The organism is Gordonia hirsuta DSM 44140 = NBRC 16056, assembly GCF_000333015.1.
In the GTDB taxonomy this organism is placed as follows: domain Bacteria; phylum Actinomycetota; class Actinomycetes; order Mycobacteriales; family Mycobacteriaceae; genus Gordonia; species Gordonia hirsuta.
In genome coordinates, this window is record NZ_BANT01000058.1 from 1 (window position 1) to 16719 (window position 16719).

8 protein-coding genes are annotated in these 16719 nt (G+C 70.5%); 7 read left to right on the forward strand and 1 reads right to left on the reverse strand.

What is annotated here, in order from left to right; all coding sequences use genetic code 11:
* The 3 genes from GOHSU_RS15435 to GOHSU_RS16400 form a co-directional block, all read left to right on the forward strand.
* Positions 1-4610 (forward strand): non-ribosomal peptide synthetase (locus GOHSU_RS15435; protein ID WP_005943824.1); only part of this gene is annotated, 4610 nt, incomplete at its 5' end.
* On the forward strand, positions 4607-9187 hold the full coding sequence (locus GOHSU_RS16395) for a non-ribosomal peptide synthetase (protein WP_005943825.1): 4581 nt from the start codon (positions 4607-4609) through the stop codon (positions 9185-9187). The genes GOHSU_RS15435 and GOHSU_RS16395, both read left to right, overlap by 4 nt.
* 67 nt (positions 9188-9254) lie before the next feature.
* On the forward strand, positions 9255-10145 hold the full coding sequence (locus GOHSU_RS16400) for a siderophore-interacting protein (RefSeq protein ID WP_005943828.1): 891 nt from the start codon (positions 9255-9257) through the stop codon (positions 10143-10145).
* Here GOHSU_RS16400 and GOHSU_RS15450 read toward each other — a convergent pair.
* Positions 10142-11728 carry a (2,3-dihydroxybenzoyl)adenylate synthase gene (locus GOHSU_RS15450; protein WP_005943831.1) on the reverse strand — a complete coding sequence of 529 codons (1587 nt, stop codon included), beginning with the start codon at positions 11726-11728 and terminating at the stop codon, positions 10142-10144. The genes GOHSU_RS16400 and GOHSU_RS15450 overlap by 4 nt on opposite strands.
* 23 nt (positions 11729-11751) lie before the next feature.
* On the opposite strand from GOHSU_RS15450, the gene GOHSU_RS15455 reads away from it, so the two are divergent.
* The 4 genes from GOHSU_RS15455 (at position 11752) to GOHSU_RS15470 (ending at position 16456) form a co-directional block, all read left to right on the forward strand.
* Positions 11752-12411 (forward strand): isochorismatase family protein, encoded by a 660-nt coding sequence (locus GOHSU_RS15455; RefSeq protein ID WP_005943834.1) that lies wholly within the window; start codon positions 11752-11754, stop codon positions 12409-12411.
* A complete protein-coding gene (locus GOHSU_RS15460; RefSeq protein ID WP_005943837.1) occupies positions 12408-13139 on the forward strand; it encodes an SDR family oxidoreductase in 732 nt (243 codons plus the stop codon). The genes GOHSU_RS15455 and GOHSU_RS15460 overlap by 4 nt, the downstream gene beginning before the upstream one ends.
* Positions 13140-13294: 155 nt before the next feature.
* Positions 13295-15055 carry a hypothetical protein gene (locus tag GOHSU_RS15465; RefSeq protein WP_005943840.1) on the forward strand — a complete coding sequence of 587 codons (1761 nt, stop codon included), beginning with the start codon at positions 13295-13297 and terminating at the stop codon, positions 15053-15055.
* A gap of 204 nt (positions 15056-15259) precedes the next feature.
* Complete coding sequence (locus GOHSU_RS15470) at positions 15260-16456, forward strand: glycosyltransferase 87 family protein (RefSeq protein WP_024332999.1); 1197 nt, start codon at positions 15260-15262, stop codon at positions 16454-16456.
* Positions 16457-16719 lie beyond the last annotated feature (263 nt).

The following is a 16719-nucleotide window of genomic DNA, read 5'->3' on the forward strand; positions in this document are numbered from 1 at the left end:
GCGCCGACCGCGCCCTGCACACCGCGATCACCGCACAACTCCCGGCCTGGCGGGCACTGTCCGCGCGTGCCGCCGGCGCTGCCGGCGGCCGGTCCGCCACCGTCGTCGTGCCGCTGCCCGGCGATGCCGAACTGTTCGCCCCGGCCGGTCTGGACCAGGTCGGCGCCGCACTGGCCGCCGTCGGGCTGACCTTCGCACTGCTGGGCGCCGGGCCGGACCAGCTGGTGGTCGGACTCTCCCGATCCGGCCGCGACGATCCGCACTGCGGCGCCACGCGCAGCGTCCTGCCCCTGGGCACCTGCACCCCGACCGCTCTGACCGTCGACGACGATCCGGTGCAGGCATTGATCGCCGCGCGCGCGGCGCTGGCGGCACCGGCGGCCGGGTACGGACTGCTGCGCTATCTGCACCCGCAGGCCGGCACCGCCCTGGAGGGGCCGGATCCGGCGCTCACCGTCTCGGTGAACCACGACCAGGTCACCGTCACCGGCCCGCTCGATCCACAGGCCTTCGCCGCCGCGTGGTCGCGGGCGGTGCCCCTGCTCACCGCGGCCGCCGCCGATCCGGCCGCGCTACCCGGCCCCGGCGTCGACGAGCTGGTGGCGGTGACACTGACCCAGAACGAACTGACCGCTCTGCGCACCCGCGCCCACCGCCCACTCGGCGCGGTCTGGGGGCTCTCGCCGCTGCAGGAGGGGCTGTACTTCCAGTCGGTGGTCTCCGGCGAGCTGGATGTGTACAACGCCCAGTTCGTCCTGGAGTTCGACCGCGCGATCGATCCCGGCCGACTGCGCAGCGCCCTGGCCGCACTCATGGCCGAACATCCGCCGCTGCGGGCGGGTTTCACCCATCACGGGCTGCCGGCACCCGTCCAGTTCATCATCGATGATCTGCCGCCGCCGCTGGCCGTGGTGGATCTGCGTGCGGGCGCCGATGTCCAGACGGCCGAAGACGAGGTGATCGCCGCCGACCGGATCCGGCCGTTCGCGCTGGACCGTCCACCGCTGTGGCGGGTCACCCAGATCCGGCGCCGCGACGGCGACCGCCTGGTCGTCTCGCGCCGTTTCCTGGTCTGGGACGGCTGGTCCAACGGTGTGTTCATCGGTCGGCTGCTCGAGCTCTACAGCGGATCGGCGACGGCCGGCCCCGTTTCTGCCGCCGGGCCGGTACCGGTCGGCGACGAACCCGTCTTCGCCCGCTATCTGCGGTGGGTCGGTCGTCGCGACCGGGAGGCCGCGACGGCGGCCTGGGCGGCGCACCTGGCCGGATACGACGAGCCTGCGTTGCTGCGGCCCGGCGCCGATCCGGTGGTGCGCGCCGAGACCCGGGTCCGGGCCGGTGGGCTCGATGCCGCGGCGACCCGGGAGCTGACCGCCACCGCGCGACGGGCCGGAGTCACCCTGAACACGGTGCTGTCGGGCGCACTGCTGCTGCTCACCGCACGCTGGTCCGGGCGCACCGATACGGCCATCGGCCAGACCGTCGCCGGACGCCCGGCCGAGGTGACCGGCGCCGACACCGCCATCGGCATGTTCCTCAACACCGTGCCGGTCCGTGCCCGGCTGCGCCCGGACATCCCGGTCGGGCAGTTCCTGCGGGATCTGCAGAGCGATCGGATCGGCCTGATGGAGCACGAGTGGCTGAGTCTGGGCGAGATCGCCGCCTGCGGTCCGACCCAGACCCCGTTCGATGTGCTGCTGGTGCTGCAGAACTTCATCGGCGACGACCGGCTGGGCGCCGAGCACGGCATCGTGGGCCATCGCAGCGAAGACCACACCCACTTCCCGCTGACCGTCGTGGTGACCCCCGGACCGGAGCTGACCGTCTCGGTGGAGACCCGCTCGGATCTGGTCGACGACGAGGCCGCCGCCGGGCTGTTCGGCGATCTGCTGGCCCTGCTGCATGCCCTGGCCCGGCCCGACGTCGACCACGCCGTGCTGGCGGCTCTGCCGGTCACCGCCGCCGAACCGCCCCAGCGCGGCCGCGATCTGACCGTCCCGGCCCTGTCGGTGTCGGAGATGCTCGGCGAGACCGCCGCGGCCCACCCCCAGCGCCCGGCGCTGGTCTTCGGCGACCGGCGCCTGACCTTCGGCGAACTCGATGCGCAGATCAACCGGCTGGCCCGGCTGCTGCTGGCCCGCGGCGCCGGACCCGAGACGGTGGTGGCGCTGGCGATCGAACGCTCCCTGGAGATGGTGGTGGCCCTGTTCGCGGTGCTGCGGACCGGGGCGGCCTACCTGCCCCTGGAACTGGTGCACCCGCCGCAGCGGCTGCACCGGCTGGTCACCGATGCCCGACCGGTGGCGGCACTGGCGGCCGGCGCCGGCGACGACGACCTGCGACAGATCTTCGCCGGCGGACCCGCACCCGTGCAGCTGCGGTCGGCGGAGGTCATCCGGCAGCTGGCTGAACTGCCCGCCGGTCCCCTGTGCGACGACGAGCTGGGCACGTTCTCCCGGGACCGGGCCGATCGCCTGGATCATCCGGCCTATCTGATCTACACCTCCGGCTCCACCGGCGCCCCGAAGGGCGTGATCACCGGTTACCGGGGCCTGACCAACATGTACCTCAATCACGAGGACGAGATCTTCGCACCGACGGTCGCCCTGGCCGCCGACCGGGTCCCGCTGCAGGTGGCGCACACGGTCTCCTTCGCGTTCGACATGTCGTGGGAGGAACTGCTGTGGCTCACCTACGGCCACACGGTGCACATCTGCGACGAGGATCTGCGGCGTGATCCGCACGCGCTGGTCGCCTACTGCGATCGGTCGGTGATCGACGTGGTCAACGTGACCCCGACCTACGCCGAGTACCTGATCGCCGCCGGTCTGCTGGAGACGGGGCCGCAGGGCGGGCACCGGCCGGCCCTGGTGCTGCTCGGCGGCGAGGCCGTGGGCACCGGCGTCTGGGACCGGCTGACCAGCGCCGACGGCACCCTCGGCTACAACCTCTACGGCCCGACCGAATACACCATCAACACCCTCGGCGGCGGCACCACCGATTCGGCCACCCCGACGGTGGGCCGGCCGATCAGCAACACCGTCGTCCAGCTCCTCGACCCCTGGCTGCGGCCGGTGCCGCCGGGGGTGGCTGGTGAGCTCTACGTCGACGGGGACGGGCTGGCCCGCGGCTACCACGACCGCCCGGGCCTCACCGCCCTGAGCTTCGTCGCCCATCCCACCGATCCGGGACGACGGCTGTATCGCACCGGCGACCTGATGCGGCGCCGCCCCGACGGGCTGCTGGACTATCTGGGCCGCACAGACTTCCAGGTGAAGGTGCGCGGCTACCGGGTCGAACCCTCCGAGATCGAGGCGGCCCTGACCGCGATCGACGGTATCGACCGCGCAGTGGTGACCGCGCGCCGCGACACCGGCGGCGGACCGGTGAGTCTGGCCGCCTACCTGGTGACCGACGGCCCCGCACCCTCGGTACAGCAGGTGCGCCGCACCCTCGCCCAGACCCTGCCGGCCTATATGGTGCCCGCCTCGTACACGCTGATCGATCAGATCCCGGTGAACGTCAACGGGAAGCGGGATCTGTCCGCCCTGCCCGCACCCGCCGCCGAATCCGATGCGGGCTCGCGGGCCGGTTCGCTGCTCGAGCGCGTGCTCGCCGAGATCGCCGCCGAGACCTTCGGCACGGACGGCATCGACGTCGATGCCAACCTGTTCGACCTGGGCGTGCACTCGCTGCAGCTGATGACCTTCGCCGATGCGGTGCGCGCCCGGGTGGGTGTGGAGCTGTCGGTCTCGACCGTCTTCGCCGATCCGAGTATCGCCGCGATCGCCGCGGCACTGGACGGGGACACCACCACCGCCGACCGGCTCACCGCCCCGGCGATCGGCTTCCGCAGCGGCGGGGCCGGCACACCGGTGGTCGTGCTCCCGCCGGGAACCGGCCTGGGGTGGCCGTTCGGTCAGCTGCTGCCGCACATCCCGGCCGAGCACGACGTGTTCGCGGTGCAGGCCCCGCAGATCAGCGGCGAGACCGCCCCGCAGGATCCGGCCGCGGTGGCCGCACTGTTCGCCGACCGGGTGGCCGCCGCGGTTCCCGACGGCCCGGTGGTCCTGCTGGGCTGGTCGTTCGGCGGATCGTTGTCCCCGTCGGTGGCGGCCGAACTCACCGCCCGCGGCCGGGACGTCGAAGGGCTGATCCTGCTCGACGCCTTCGCCCAGTCCCCGCAGGGCTACTTCGACTACCTGGACACGGTGTCGCCGGATGCGGCGGCACTGAGCGCGATGGGCGTGGCGGTACCGGCCGATCTGTCCGCGGACCTGACCCGGGAACAGGCCCTGGCATTGGCCGGTGATTCGCCGACTTTCTTCGCCGGTCTGGACGCCGGTCTGATCGGCGCGGTCCTCGAGGCCGCCGACTGGTCCCTGCAGGTGATGCGCCGTTTCGGCCGGCCGGCGCCGGTGAACATCCCGACGCTGTATGTGCAGGCCGAACCGGCCGCCGCCCTGGCGACCTGGGGCGCCGCACTGGCACCGGACCGGGTATTGACCGTCCCGTGGCCGCACGGGGAGCTGCTGGGGCCCGCGGCGATCGCCGCGTGGGGACCGGAGGTCACCGCGTTCCTGCGCGGCCGGGAAGGAGCCGACCGGTGAGCGAGACGACCGGTACCGTGGCGCCGGACGCGCCGATCGAGCTGTCGCTGAGCCAGGCCGCGCTCTGGTTCGGGCAGAGCCTGGATCCGGAGAACACCACGTTCAACGTCTGCGACGCCGTCGAGCTTTCCGGACCGATCGATCCAGAGCTCCTGGTCCGGGCCGCCCACCTGGCCGTCACCGAATCCGATGCGCTCACCGCGCGGATCGTCCCGACGCCGGCCGGACCGCGGCAGCTGCCGGGTGACTTCACCCTGGCGCCGCCACCGGTGCTCACTCTCGCCGACGGCGATCTGTGGCCACAGGTCTACACCCATATCCGGCAGTGGACCGGCACCGCCCACGACGCCACCGGGGCACCCGGCGTGGCGCACTGGGTGCTGCGCCACGGCGGCCGGACCCTGTGGGTGCTGGCCGCCCACCACCTGCTGATCGACGCCTACGGGCTGTCGCTGGTGTTCAGCCGCGGCGCGGACCTGTACCGGCGGCTGGCGGTCGGCGACCCCGATCCGGGGCGGCCCCTCGGATCGATCCGGGACGTGGTGGCCGAGGATCGGGCCTATCTCGACTCGGGCGCCTGCGCCGACGACGCCGCATTCTGGACGCCGCAGTCGTCCGCGTCAGCGCAGGTAGCGGCCGCCGCGCAGGCACGCGCGGTCCGCACCGCCCGCGCGCCGCTGGCCCCGATCGAGAACAACTGGGCGGCCGGCGTCACCGCCGCAGCGGCCGCCCACCGGGCCCGCCGGACCGGGCAGCTGCACCAGACGCTCGGCTTTCTGGCGATGAACCGGCTGGGTCTGGCGGCCGCCCGGGTGCCGACCTCGGCGGTCAACCTGTTGCCGCTGGCACTGCCGACCCCGCCCCATATCCAGATCCGTGAGCTGATCGAGAGCACCGCCGCGGCGATGCGGGAGCTGTCGGCGCACCAGCGCTACCGCGGCCGGCGGATCGAGCAGAGCACGCTGACCGCCGGATTCGCCCGGCAGGTGGGCACCGTCGTCAACGTCAAACCGTTCGCCACCACCCTGGATTTCGGCGGTACCCCCGCCGTGGTGCACTCCCTGGACCGTGGACCGGTGCAGGACTATTCGGTGACCGTGGCCGTCGATCCGACCGGGCGGCCCGAAGTGATCGTCGACGCCGATGCCGAGTTGTACGACGATTCGGCCCTGGCCGATCTGATCGCCGAGCTGACCGCCTTCATCGACGATTTCCTCACCGAGAGCGGCCGGGAACGCACCCTCGCGACGCTGGGCCTGCTGCCTGCGGCCGAGCACGCCGCGGTGATGGACCTGGGCGACGGCGGCCCCAACCCCGCAGGAGCGGTCACCACCCTGGAACTGTTCGACGCCACGACCGCCCGGCGGCCCGACGATATCGCGCTGGTCGCCCACGACGCGGTCCTGAGCTACGCCGAACTGGCCGAGCGCTCGCATCGGTTGGCCGACGTCCTGGCCGATCACGGTGTCGGACCGGAGACGTTCGTCGCCGTCGTCGCCGAGGCGTCGGCGGCGGCGGTGGTGGCGATCCACGCGGTCTGGCGGGCCGGCGGCGCCTACGTGCCGGTGGACCCGCGGTATCCGGCCGACCGGATCGGCCAGCAACTGGCAGACTGCACACCCCGCGTCGTCCTGGTCGGCGAGGCGGACGGCCCCGCCGTGACCGCCCTGCTGCCGGAGGGCACCGTCGTGCTGGATCTGCCGCCGGTGACCGATCCGGCCCCCTCGCCCGCACCGGCCCGCCGCCAGGCGCACTATCCGGCGCCCGGGTCCGCCGCCTATGCGATCTACACCTCCGGGTCCACCGGCCGTCCGAAGGGCGTGGTGGTCAGCCAGGGCAGCCTGTCGGCGCTGCTGGGGGCGCACCAGCAGCACACCGTTCTGGGGCCGCACCGGCGTGTGCTGAGCACCCACACCCTCTCCTTCGACTCATCGGTGTCGTACCTGGCGTGGATGTGCGCCGGGCACACCCTGCATCTGATCGACCGAGCCGACGTCACCACCGCGGATCTGGTGGTCGACTACGTCCGCGAGCACCGGATCGACTTCGTCGATGCGGTCCCGGTCCTGCTGGACATCTATGTGCGGGCCGGGATCGTCGAACCTGCGGCCGGGCGGCACGTACCCGAAGCCCTCTCCACCGGCGGAGAGGCCTTTCCGCCGGAGCTGTGGAGCACCCTGGCGCGGCGCCCCGAGATCACCGTCTTCAACCTGTACGGCCCCACCGAGGGCACCGTCGATTCCACCTTCGCCCGGGTCGGCGACAGCGTCTCGCCAGCGATCGGGGTGCCCACACCCGGTGGCCGGTTGTTCGTGCTGGACGCACATCTGCAACCGGTCGCCGCGGGCCGAACCGGTGAGCTGTATCTGTCCGGACCCCAGCTGGCCCGCGGCTATCACCACCAGCCCGGGTTGACCGCCGAGCGCTTCGTCGCCAGTCCCTTCGGTGCCGGCCAGCGCATGTACCGCACCGGAGATCTGGTGCGCTGGAACGACTCCGGCGGTCTGGACTACCTCGGCAGAGCCGACGACCAGGTGCAGCTGGCCGGCTACCGGGTGGAGTTCGGCGAGGTGGAGGCACTGGTCACCCGGGCCGCCCACCGGATCGGCCGGCCGCTCGCCCACGCGGTGGCCGACATCCGCACCGGGTCCGGCGGCACCCGGCGGCTGGTCTGCTACGTCAGCGGATGGATCGGCGACGATTTCGGGCCCCTGCGGGAAGAGGTCGCCGCCCGGGCCCCCGCCCACCTGGTGCCGGCGGTCTTCGTGCCGGTGCCGGCGGTTCCGCTGTCCCCGGCCGGCAAGACCGACCGCCCGGCACTGCCCGACCCCTGGGCCGACCGTCCGGCCGATCTGATCGCCGACGACGGCTCTGCCGAGTCGGTGCTGTGCACCCTGTTCGCCGAACTGCTCGACCTTCCCGCGGTGGCCCCCGACGACGACTTCTTCAGCCTCGGCGGCGACAGCATCATCGCCATCCAGGTCACCTCCCGGGCGCGGGCGGCCGGGTTGACCGTCACGCCGCGGCAGATCTTCACCGAGCGCACCGCCCGGGCCCTGGCCGCCACAGCGGCCAGTCCGGTCTCGGCCGCCGTCGCGGTGGATCCGGCCCAGGCCTACGGCGCCGTGCCGCCGACCCCGCTGATGCGTCGCGTCCTCCGGCACAGCCGCCTGCGCGGCTTCGTCCAGGGACGCGTCCTGTCGGTTCCGGCCGGGGCCACCGTCAGTCTGCTCGACGAGGCCCTCACCGCGGTGGCGGCTGCACACCCGATCCTGACCGCGCACCTGGACGGAGAGACGCTGCAGGTTCCCGCCGCAGGCCAGGACACCGGGTTCGAGTCGACCGAACACCATCTGTCCGCGGACCCGGGTGCCACGCCCGGCGCGGATCTGGTTGTCCGGCAGCTCACCGGGCTGGCCGAACGCGCCGCAGCGCAGATGGATCCGGCGCACGCCCCCTTGCTGCGGGCGCTCCTGGTGCGCGATCTGCCCGGCACCCCGGCGACGGACGCCCTGATCCTGCTGGTGCACCACCTGGCCGTCGACGGCGTCTCCTGGCGGATCCTGACCGAGGATCTGCGCACCGCCTTCGCCCAGGCGGCGGCCGCCCGGGCGATCCGGCTCGAATCGGAGGGGTCGTCGTTCCGGGAGTGGACCCGGGCCCTGGCCCAGCGGGCGGAGTCGGCCGATATCACCGGCACCGCCGCCCAGTGGGAACATCCCGGCGCCACCGCCGGTGAGGTGGCGGTGGCACCGGAGACCCTGGATCCGCGGGAGCACACCGCCGCCCGGGTCGAGCGCCTCGAAGTCGAACTGCCCGCCGAGGTCCCGCTGACCCGGCTGCCGGCGCTCTACAACACCGGCCCCACCGAAATCCTGCTGGGCACCCTGGCAGCGGCGCTGACCGCGGTCTTCGGCCGGTCCGGCGATCGGCGCCTGTTCGTCGATCTGGAGGGCCACGGGCGCGAGGAGGGCCTGGTGCCCGGGGCCGAACTATCGCGCACCGTCGGCTGGTTCACCGCCTTCTGGCCCGTTCCGGTCGATCTGCCCGAGACCGGCGGGTTCGATCTGGCCGGCCCCGGGGCGGTCGCCGCGCTCGACGCCGTCATCAAGCAGGTCAAGGAGCGCCTCGCCCGCCCCGAGTACTCCGGGCTCGAATACGGTCTGCTGACCGAGCTGGGGCCGGGCGCCCGGCCGCGCGATCCGTCGCCGGTGCTGTTCAACTACCTGGGCCGACTCACCTCCGGCGAAGGCCACACCGCCTTCTCGGCGCTGTGGCCGGACCGTCCGCTGCTGGTCCTGCGGGATCCGGATATGCCCGCCTCCCATCCGCTGGAGATCAACGCCGTCGCCGGGGGGACCGGCCCGGCCGATGTCCTGCGCGTGGAACTGTCCTGGGTCACCGGGCTGGTCGGGGCCGAACAGATCAGCGCGGTCGTCACCGCCTGGACGGCGATTCTGGATCGGCTCGCCGAGGCCGCCGAACGCGGGGAACTCGGCGGCATCACACCGTCGGATTCCCTGATCGGTGATCTGACCCAAGACGAGATCGAGGACTTCGCCGCCGAATTCACCTGACCTGCCGCCCGTCCAGCCCGCTCCGATTCCCCGTGTCGAGCACACCCGCGTAGAGAAGAGATCACCCATGACCGCCCTGCTGTTCACCGCCGAATCCGTCGAAGACCTCAACCCGCACATGCGCCGGGTCACCTTCGCCGGCGAGCCGGTGACCCGGTACATCGAATCCGGCCAGTTCCCTAACATCAAGATCCTGCTCCCGCGTGAGGACGGCAGCTTCGGTGTCGAGGAGTTGGATGTGCCCGGTTCGACGGCGCAGACGCAGATCCGCACCGTCCCGGAACTGCACAGCCGGGTGCGCACCTACACCGTCCGCCGCTACGACGCACAGCGGGCCACCCTGGCCATCGACTTCGTGATGCACGGCGACGAGGGTCTGGCCTCGGCCTGGGCCGCCCGCGCCACGCCCGGCGCCACCCTGGGTATCGCCGGTGGCGGTGGCCGCGCCATCAGTCCGGCGCAGGAGTATCTGATCTGCGGGGACGAGACCGCGCTACCGGCCATCGGGAACATTCTGGAGAACCTGCCGGCCACCGCGACCGGAACCGCCTACATCGAGATCGTCGACGACTCCGCACGCCAGGATCTGACCGCACCGGAGGGGATCGTGATCCGTTGGCTCTCCCGCGACGGCGCCCCGGCCGGCACCGCCACCCTGCTGTCCGAGGCGGCCGCGGCCCATCCGGTCACCGAGTCGACTTTCGCCTGGGCCGGCGCCGAATCGGCGCAGGTGCTGGCGATCCGCAAGGACCTGCGCAAGCGCGGACTGGCCCGCCGCTCCATGCTGGTGATCGGCTACTGGCGGCGCGGCCTGAACGAGAACGGCTACGCCAAGAAGGCCAACCACGACCGCGATGAACGCGAATACGACGACCACGACCACGCGCACGACCACGACCACGGTGTCGGCGGGGCGGTACGCGAGCTGGCGGGCCGGCTGCGCCGCGCCGGACGTTAGGCCCCGGCGGCGGTCAGCAGTTCCCGCAGCCGCTTGCGGCTGACCTTGCCCACACCGGTCTCCGGGAAGTCGGCGACCGCTTTCACCGCGTCGGGCAGCTTCCACTCGGCCAGGCCGGCGCCGCGCAGAAAGCCCCGGATCTCGGGCAGGGTGGGCGTGGCCGCCGGATCGTGAGCGATCACGTAGGCGCAGCTGCGTTCACCCAGATAGCTGTCGGGGACGGCGACGACGATCGCATCGCGGATCTGCGGGTGCGCCAGCAGATGCTCCTCCACCTGCTCGGCGGACACCTTCTCCCCGCCCCGGTTGATACGGTCGGCATCCCGGCCGCGAACGATCAGATTGCCCGCGGGCGAGAACTCCACGACGTCACCGGTGCGGTACCAGCCGTCTGGGGCGAACGACTCCGGACTGCGCCCGTCCCAATAACCGCGGATCGTGTACGGCCCCTGGGTCTCCAGGAAGCCGGGTCCGCCGGTGACGGGCGCGCCGTCCTCGTCGACCAGCCGCAGCTGATCCAGTTCCGACATCGGCCTTCCCTGGGTGGTGACCACCTCGTCGATCGGATCGTCCAGGCCGGTGTAGCAGACCAGCCCCTCGGCCATGCCGAAGACCTGCTGCAGCCGGGCGCCCAGGGCCGGACCGATCCGGCGGGCCAGCGCATCCGGGCATCGCGCACCGCCGACCTGGACCGTCTGCAGGCTCGACAGATCGATGTCGGTACCGCGTTCGGCGGTCTCGGTCCACAGCCGGGCCAGCGGAGGCACCAGCCCCACCATGGTGACCCGCTCGCGCTGCACCAGTTCCCAGGCCACCGACGGCAGCGGCGCGGCGGCCAGCACCACCGTCCCGCCCGCCTGAAGCGTGCCGAGGATCCCCGGCGAACTCATCGGGAAGTTGTGACCGGCCGGCAGCACCACCAGATAGACGGTGTCGGCGTCGACGCCGCACACCTGGTTGGCGCGGCGCACGCTGTACAGATAGTCCGCATGCGTGCGAGGGATCAATTTGGGCACTCCGGTGCTGCCGCCGGAAAGCTGCAGAAAGCCCAGGTCCTCGGGGTCGGCGCGCGGATGGGTGATCGGCTCGGCCCACAGATCCTCGAGCCGGTCGCTGTCGAGCAGTTGCGTGATGCTGCGGACCCGGCCGGCGACGGCACGGGCCAGGGCCCGATAGTCGAAGTCGGTGCGTTCGGCAGGCGAGATGATCGCGACCACCCCGGCGGCCTCGGCGATCCCGACCAGCTCGCTCTCCCGGTGCGCCGGTAGACCGAACACCGGCACCGCACCGGCGCGCCACAGAGCGAACACCGCCTCGACGAAGGGCACCCCGTTGGGGATCTGCAGCAGCACCCGGTCGCCCCGGTCGATGCCACGCGCAACCAGCCCGGCAGCCAGGCGACCGACACGATCATCGAGTTCGCCGTAGGTCAGCGAACACTGCGCATCGACGACGGCCGCCCGGTCGGCGAACCGCGGATCGGCGGCTCTCCCGGCGATGAGATCGTCGAACACCACACCGGTCCAGACGCCCCTGGCGCGGTAGTCGTCAGCGAGTTCCGGGGGCCAGAGCGTCATCGACATAGAGGCAAGGCTACCCTAACGTCATGGCCATACCGAGTATCGCTCCCTACCCCATTCCAGACGGCCCCTTCCCCTCCGCCGTCGACTGGCAGCTGGACGCCGACCGGTCGGCACTGCTGATTCACGACATGCAGCGCTACTTCCTCGAGGCCTACCGGCCCGACGCGGAGCCGATCGCGACCGCACTGCCGAACATCGTCGGCATCCGGGAAGCCTGCGCGACGGCCGGGGTACCGGTGATCTATACCGCCCAGCCCGGCGATCAGCATCCCTCGCGCCGCGGGATCCTCTCGGAGTTCTGGGGCCGCGGACTGGCTTCCGGCCCCGACGAACAGATCGTGCCCGAGCTGGCACCCCGCCCCGGCGACATCGAAGTGACCAAGTGGCGCTATTCAGCATTTCAGCGCACCGACCTGCGGCAACTGCTCGCCCATCACGGCCGCGACCAGCTCGTCATCGTCGGCGTCTATGCGCACATGGGCTGCATGATCAGCGCCACGGAGGCGTTCATGAGCGATATCGCCCCGTTCTTCGTCGTCGACGCGATGGCCGACTTCAGCGCCGACGAGCACCGCATGGCCGCGGAGTACATCGGCAAGCGCGCCGGCCGGGTGATCACCAGCCGGCAGGTGATCGAGGCACTCGACAGCGCGCGCGACCGGCCCCGGCACGCCGCCTCATGACCGCACCCGGATCGCCGCCGATCGCGGGAATCGGCGGACGCGTCGCGGCGGTGACGGGCGCTGCCGGCGGCATCGGCAGCGCGGTCGCCGGCGCCCTTCGTGCTGCCGGTGCGACCGTGGTGGCCTGGGATCTACACCCGGGTCCGGGCGTCGGTCTCCTCGACGTCACCGATGCCCGCGCCGTCTCCCGCGCGTGGTCCGCCGCCGAACAGACCCACGGCCCGATCGACATCCTGATCAGCGCGGCCGGAGTCCTCAGCGACGACTGGGATCAGTGCCTGGCAGTCAACGCGACCGGGGTCCGTAACGTCCTCGATGCCGCCCTGGAGCCCATGTGCCGCCGGCGATCGGGCTCGGTGGTCGTGATCTCCTCCAACGCAGCTGCGACACCCCGGGCGGCGATGCCGGCGTATGCGGCTTCGAAGGCAGCGGCCACCGCATACACCCGCAGCGTCGGCATCGACGCGGCCACCTGCGGAGTGCGGGTCAACATTGTCTCCCCCGGTTCCACCGAGACCGCCATGCTCGCCGGAATGGTGCACGACGATGCCTCGCGCGCCGCCGTGCTCGCCGGCGACCCTGACCGCTTCCGCCTCGGAATCCCGCTGGGCCGTCTAGCCCAGCCCGCCGATATCGCCGAAACGGTGCTCTTCCTGTCCTCGGATGCCGCCCGGCACATCACGCTGCACGACCTGCGGGTCGACGGGGGCGCCACCCTCGACCAGTGATCCGGATCGCGCGATGGCCCGGCGGGCCCTTTTCATTAGCTGACGTGACTGATCACACGCCGACGGAGGGTTCAACTCTACTTAGGCCAGGCTAAGCTTCTCGTCAGAATCGATCCCGGTCTCCCGGTTGATTGCGACCCCACGAGGAGCAGAACTTGAGCAAGCCGACCGATCTCCCCCGCCCGAACCGGTCCTGTTCGGGCCCGGCGACCCGCTGGGGCGCACGCATCACCGCCATCGGGCTGGTCGGCAGCCTGGCCCTCAACGCCGGGATTCCCGAGAGCAGTGCCGAGCTCTTCCGGCCCGCCCCCGCCACCGCAGCTCACCCCGTGGCAAAACCGCAGAAGCCCCGAACCACCAAGCCGAAGGCCGCCGAAACCTACCAGGAGCGGCAAGCACGGATCGGCAAGTCCACGCGCTCCATGATCGCTCCGCTTTCCGGGAACAAGGACCAGGAGACCACCTGTGTCAGCGCCGAATTCACGACGCTGTCGGTCGTGTACGACTCGATCATCGAGTCCCTGCTGCCGAGTCTGCCTCCCCAACTCCAGGCGGCGGCCCGTGAGAATCAACGTGCCGTGCAGTCGTGGATGAAGAACGTCCACGTCTCGACTCTGGCCGTCTCGAATCACCCCAACACCCGCGGCACTGATCAGGACGACCCCCAGTACCGCACCGCCCTGTCCCAGATCGTCGTCGACAACCTGTTGAAGATCCGCGACGGTAAGCAGAACGAGGCCATCCCGGTCGCCAACATCACCCTCAGTCAGGCCGTGGAGTCGGTGTGGCTGTACGTCTTCGCCGGTATTCTCGCGCCGGCGAAATTCGGTATCGCGATGCTGCCAGGTTTGGGGTCGCCGTTCAACCCCCCGGCGCCGGCGCCGCTCAACGCGCTCGGCAGCTTCGTCACCTACAACACCCTACTGACCATCGGATTCACCTTCGGGCAGCTCGGCTTGCAATACCTGTACCAAGGCACCAGCAGCGCGATCCTCAACCAATGCGTGGCCCGAGTCACCGATGAGCAGAAGGAACTCGCCGGCAAACCCAGTGAGACAGTCACCTTCGACATCCCGATCCACCCGCTGATCCAGGGTGCGGCGAATCAACTGGCACTCGCCGACTCCGACACCTGTCGACCGATCGGCGACCTCACCCTGGCCCGCATCGTCAAACGCACAGCCGAATCGGCCAAGTCGAGTGCGCCCAGCGCATCGGTGAGACGCCAAATCGATGCCGAGACAAGCAAGACCCTCCGGCAGATGAAGGCGACCATGGTGCCGCACAATCTGATACCGGCCGACCCAGCCGACCTCACGAGCGCCGAATCCATCGCCTCGTTCGCCGGCAACATGATCCCCTACATCGGTGGTGCACCACTGGATATCGCCCTGGGGCTTGGCCACAACATCGCGCAGGGTGACGATTTGGGTCAGCTGGTCAGTTTGCACGACCTCACCGTCACCAAGTCGCTGACCGCTCTGCACTACGCCTACTACTTCTCGGTCTACCTGTTCACGACCGTCGGTGGGCGTCTGGTTGACCCCATCGCACTCATCCCCGGCGCTGATCCCGGCGTCGCCACCATCAACCCGATCCGCATGATCGGCGCCGTCCTCGGCCTGCCGTTGACCTACGGTTTGGTGACCTTCCATCACCTCGTCCGGACGACCTGTTTCGTCGAGGACGACGTCTCCGGCACCGGTCTGGGTGCCGAGCTGAACAAACAGGACCCGCAAGCGCACGCGGAGGCGGTCGCCAAGGCCAAGAAGCAGAAAGGAACTGCGGCAAAGGAAGGCACCGCGAAGTCACGGTCGCCGAAGACGCCGACGACCTCGAGCGCACAGCGACAGTCGGCACCGAAATCCGGCACCGCTCGCACCACCCGCACGCAGACGTCCCGGACCGCACCGTGATCCCTCGGCACCCCACAACCGCTGCACGCAGCGGCAGGACTGCTGACTACACTCCCTTCCAGATGTAACCGACCCCGGCAGCCGGATCAGACCCTGCCGGCGGTCCTGTCCTTACGCAGAGAAGTGGACACGTGTATGCCCAAGTCCGGGCCTTCCGCCGGAGTGACGACTGCCCGAAATGGACTTGCCGCCTACCGCACCGCGGTGACCGCGCTCACGGTCACCGCGGTCGCGTTCCTCCTGGTGGTGCCGTACGAGCTGATCGTCGGACGCAGCATCCCCCCGGTCGACTTCTACGTCTACCGCTACGGCGCCGAATCAGCGTACGCTGGAAACGACCTGTACCTCTCGAATGTCTTCGGGCCCGGGATAGGTGCTGATGGTCTTCCCTTCACCTACTCGCCGTTTGCTGCGCTCGTCCTCTGGCCGGCCACTCTCTTCACTGCCAAGACCGCGTACCTGCTGTGGAACATCGTCGGCCTGGTGGCACTGGGCTATGTGCTCAACAAGTATGTCCGCGGTCCCTGGCCACTACGTCTCCTCTGGCTGGTCCTGGCGCTCATCGCGGCGCGGGTCAGTATCGTTCTCTACCACCACCTCCTGTTCGGCCAGATCAATCTTGTCCTGATGGCATTGTGCATAGCGGATGTCTTTCGCGAGCCGCGATCCCGTCTCGGCCGCTGGCTGCCGCGCGGAGTCCTGATCGGTATCGCCGGCGCGATCAAATTCACGCCGATGCTCTTCCTCATCTTCTTCCTCGTCTCGCGCCGGTGGCGCGACGCAGCGATCACCCTCGCGAGTTTCGGTGCTGCGACCCTCGTCGCCTTCGCCGTCTTCCCCAGGTCCTCCCGCACGTTCTTCACCAATACCTTGTGGCATCTGTCCGACAAGGTCGAACTCGACGGATTCTTCACCACCTCGGGAAACAACTCACTCACCGGTGCATTCGCCGCCATCGCTCCGTGGGGCCGGACCGTGGGCACACTCCTCGCCGTCCTCGTCACCCTCGTCTGCCTGTGGGCCGCGACGCAGGTGGATCGTCGGCTGGGGCTCGGGCCGGCTGCTCTCGTCGTCGGATTGACCGCATCCATCGCTTCCCCGGTCAGCTGGATTCACCACTGGGTCTATCTGCTCCCAGCACTGGTCTACTTCGTCTTCTATGGGGATACGCTCCGACGATGGTTCGCCGTGCTGGCTGCCGCCTTCCTGATCTTCACTCAGGGCCCCACGACCGGCGATCGCTTCCTCGACACAGGCAACAGCCTGCTCTGGCTGCCCGGAATCATCGCCCGGGAATCTCTTCTCTTGCTTGCGTTGAGCAGCATCGTGCTGCTCGCGGTGTCTCAACCGCGCACTGCCGTACTTCCACCGTGGTCGGCCGACGGACGACACAGCCGGTAATCGCCCGAGCCGCATCGTGCGCACGCCGCATAGCGCTACTGCGCCGCTCCGGTCTGCCGACACGGCGGCAGGCACCTGCCGGCTCCCGTGCGTGGCGCCCGAAGGCACCCAGCACCACGGGGAGGCCCGGCGAGCTCCCGGTCCAGCGGCCCTTCGGCGCACTCACCAGACTCGGCGGGAGGTGAGAGCGAGTCCCCCTGTCAAGCCGCCGCGAAGACTACATCGATGGCCCCTCAGGGCCGGCCCTACAGCGTTATGCGCGG

Excerpts from the sequence above, each read along its gene's own strand:
- GOHSU_RS16400 (WP_005943828.1), top strand. The coding sequence starts at position 9,255 with ATGACCGCCCTGCTGTTCACCGCCGAATCCGTCGAAGACCTCAACCCG.
- GOHSU_RS15450 (WP_005943831.1), bottom strand. The coding sequence starts at position 11,728 with ATGTCGATGACGCTCTGGCCCCCGGAACTCGCTGACGACTACCGCGCC.
- GOHSU_RS15455 (WP_005943834.1), top strand. The coding sequence starts at position 11,752 with ATGGCCATACCGAGTATCGCTCCCTACCCCATTCCAGACGGCCCCTTC.
- GOHSU_RS15460 (WP_005943837.1), top strand. The coding sequence starts at position 12,408 with ATGACCGCACCCGGATCGCCGCCGATCGCGGGAATCGGCGGACGCGTC.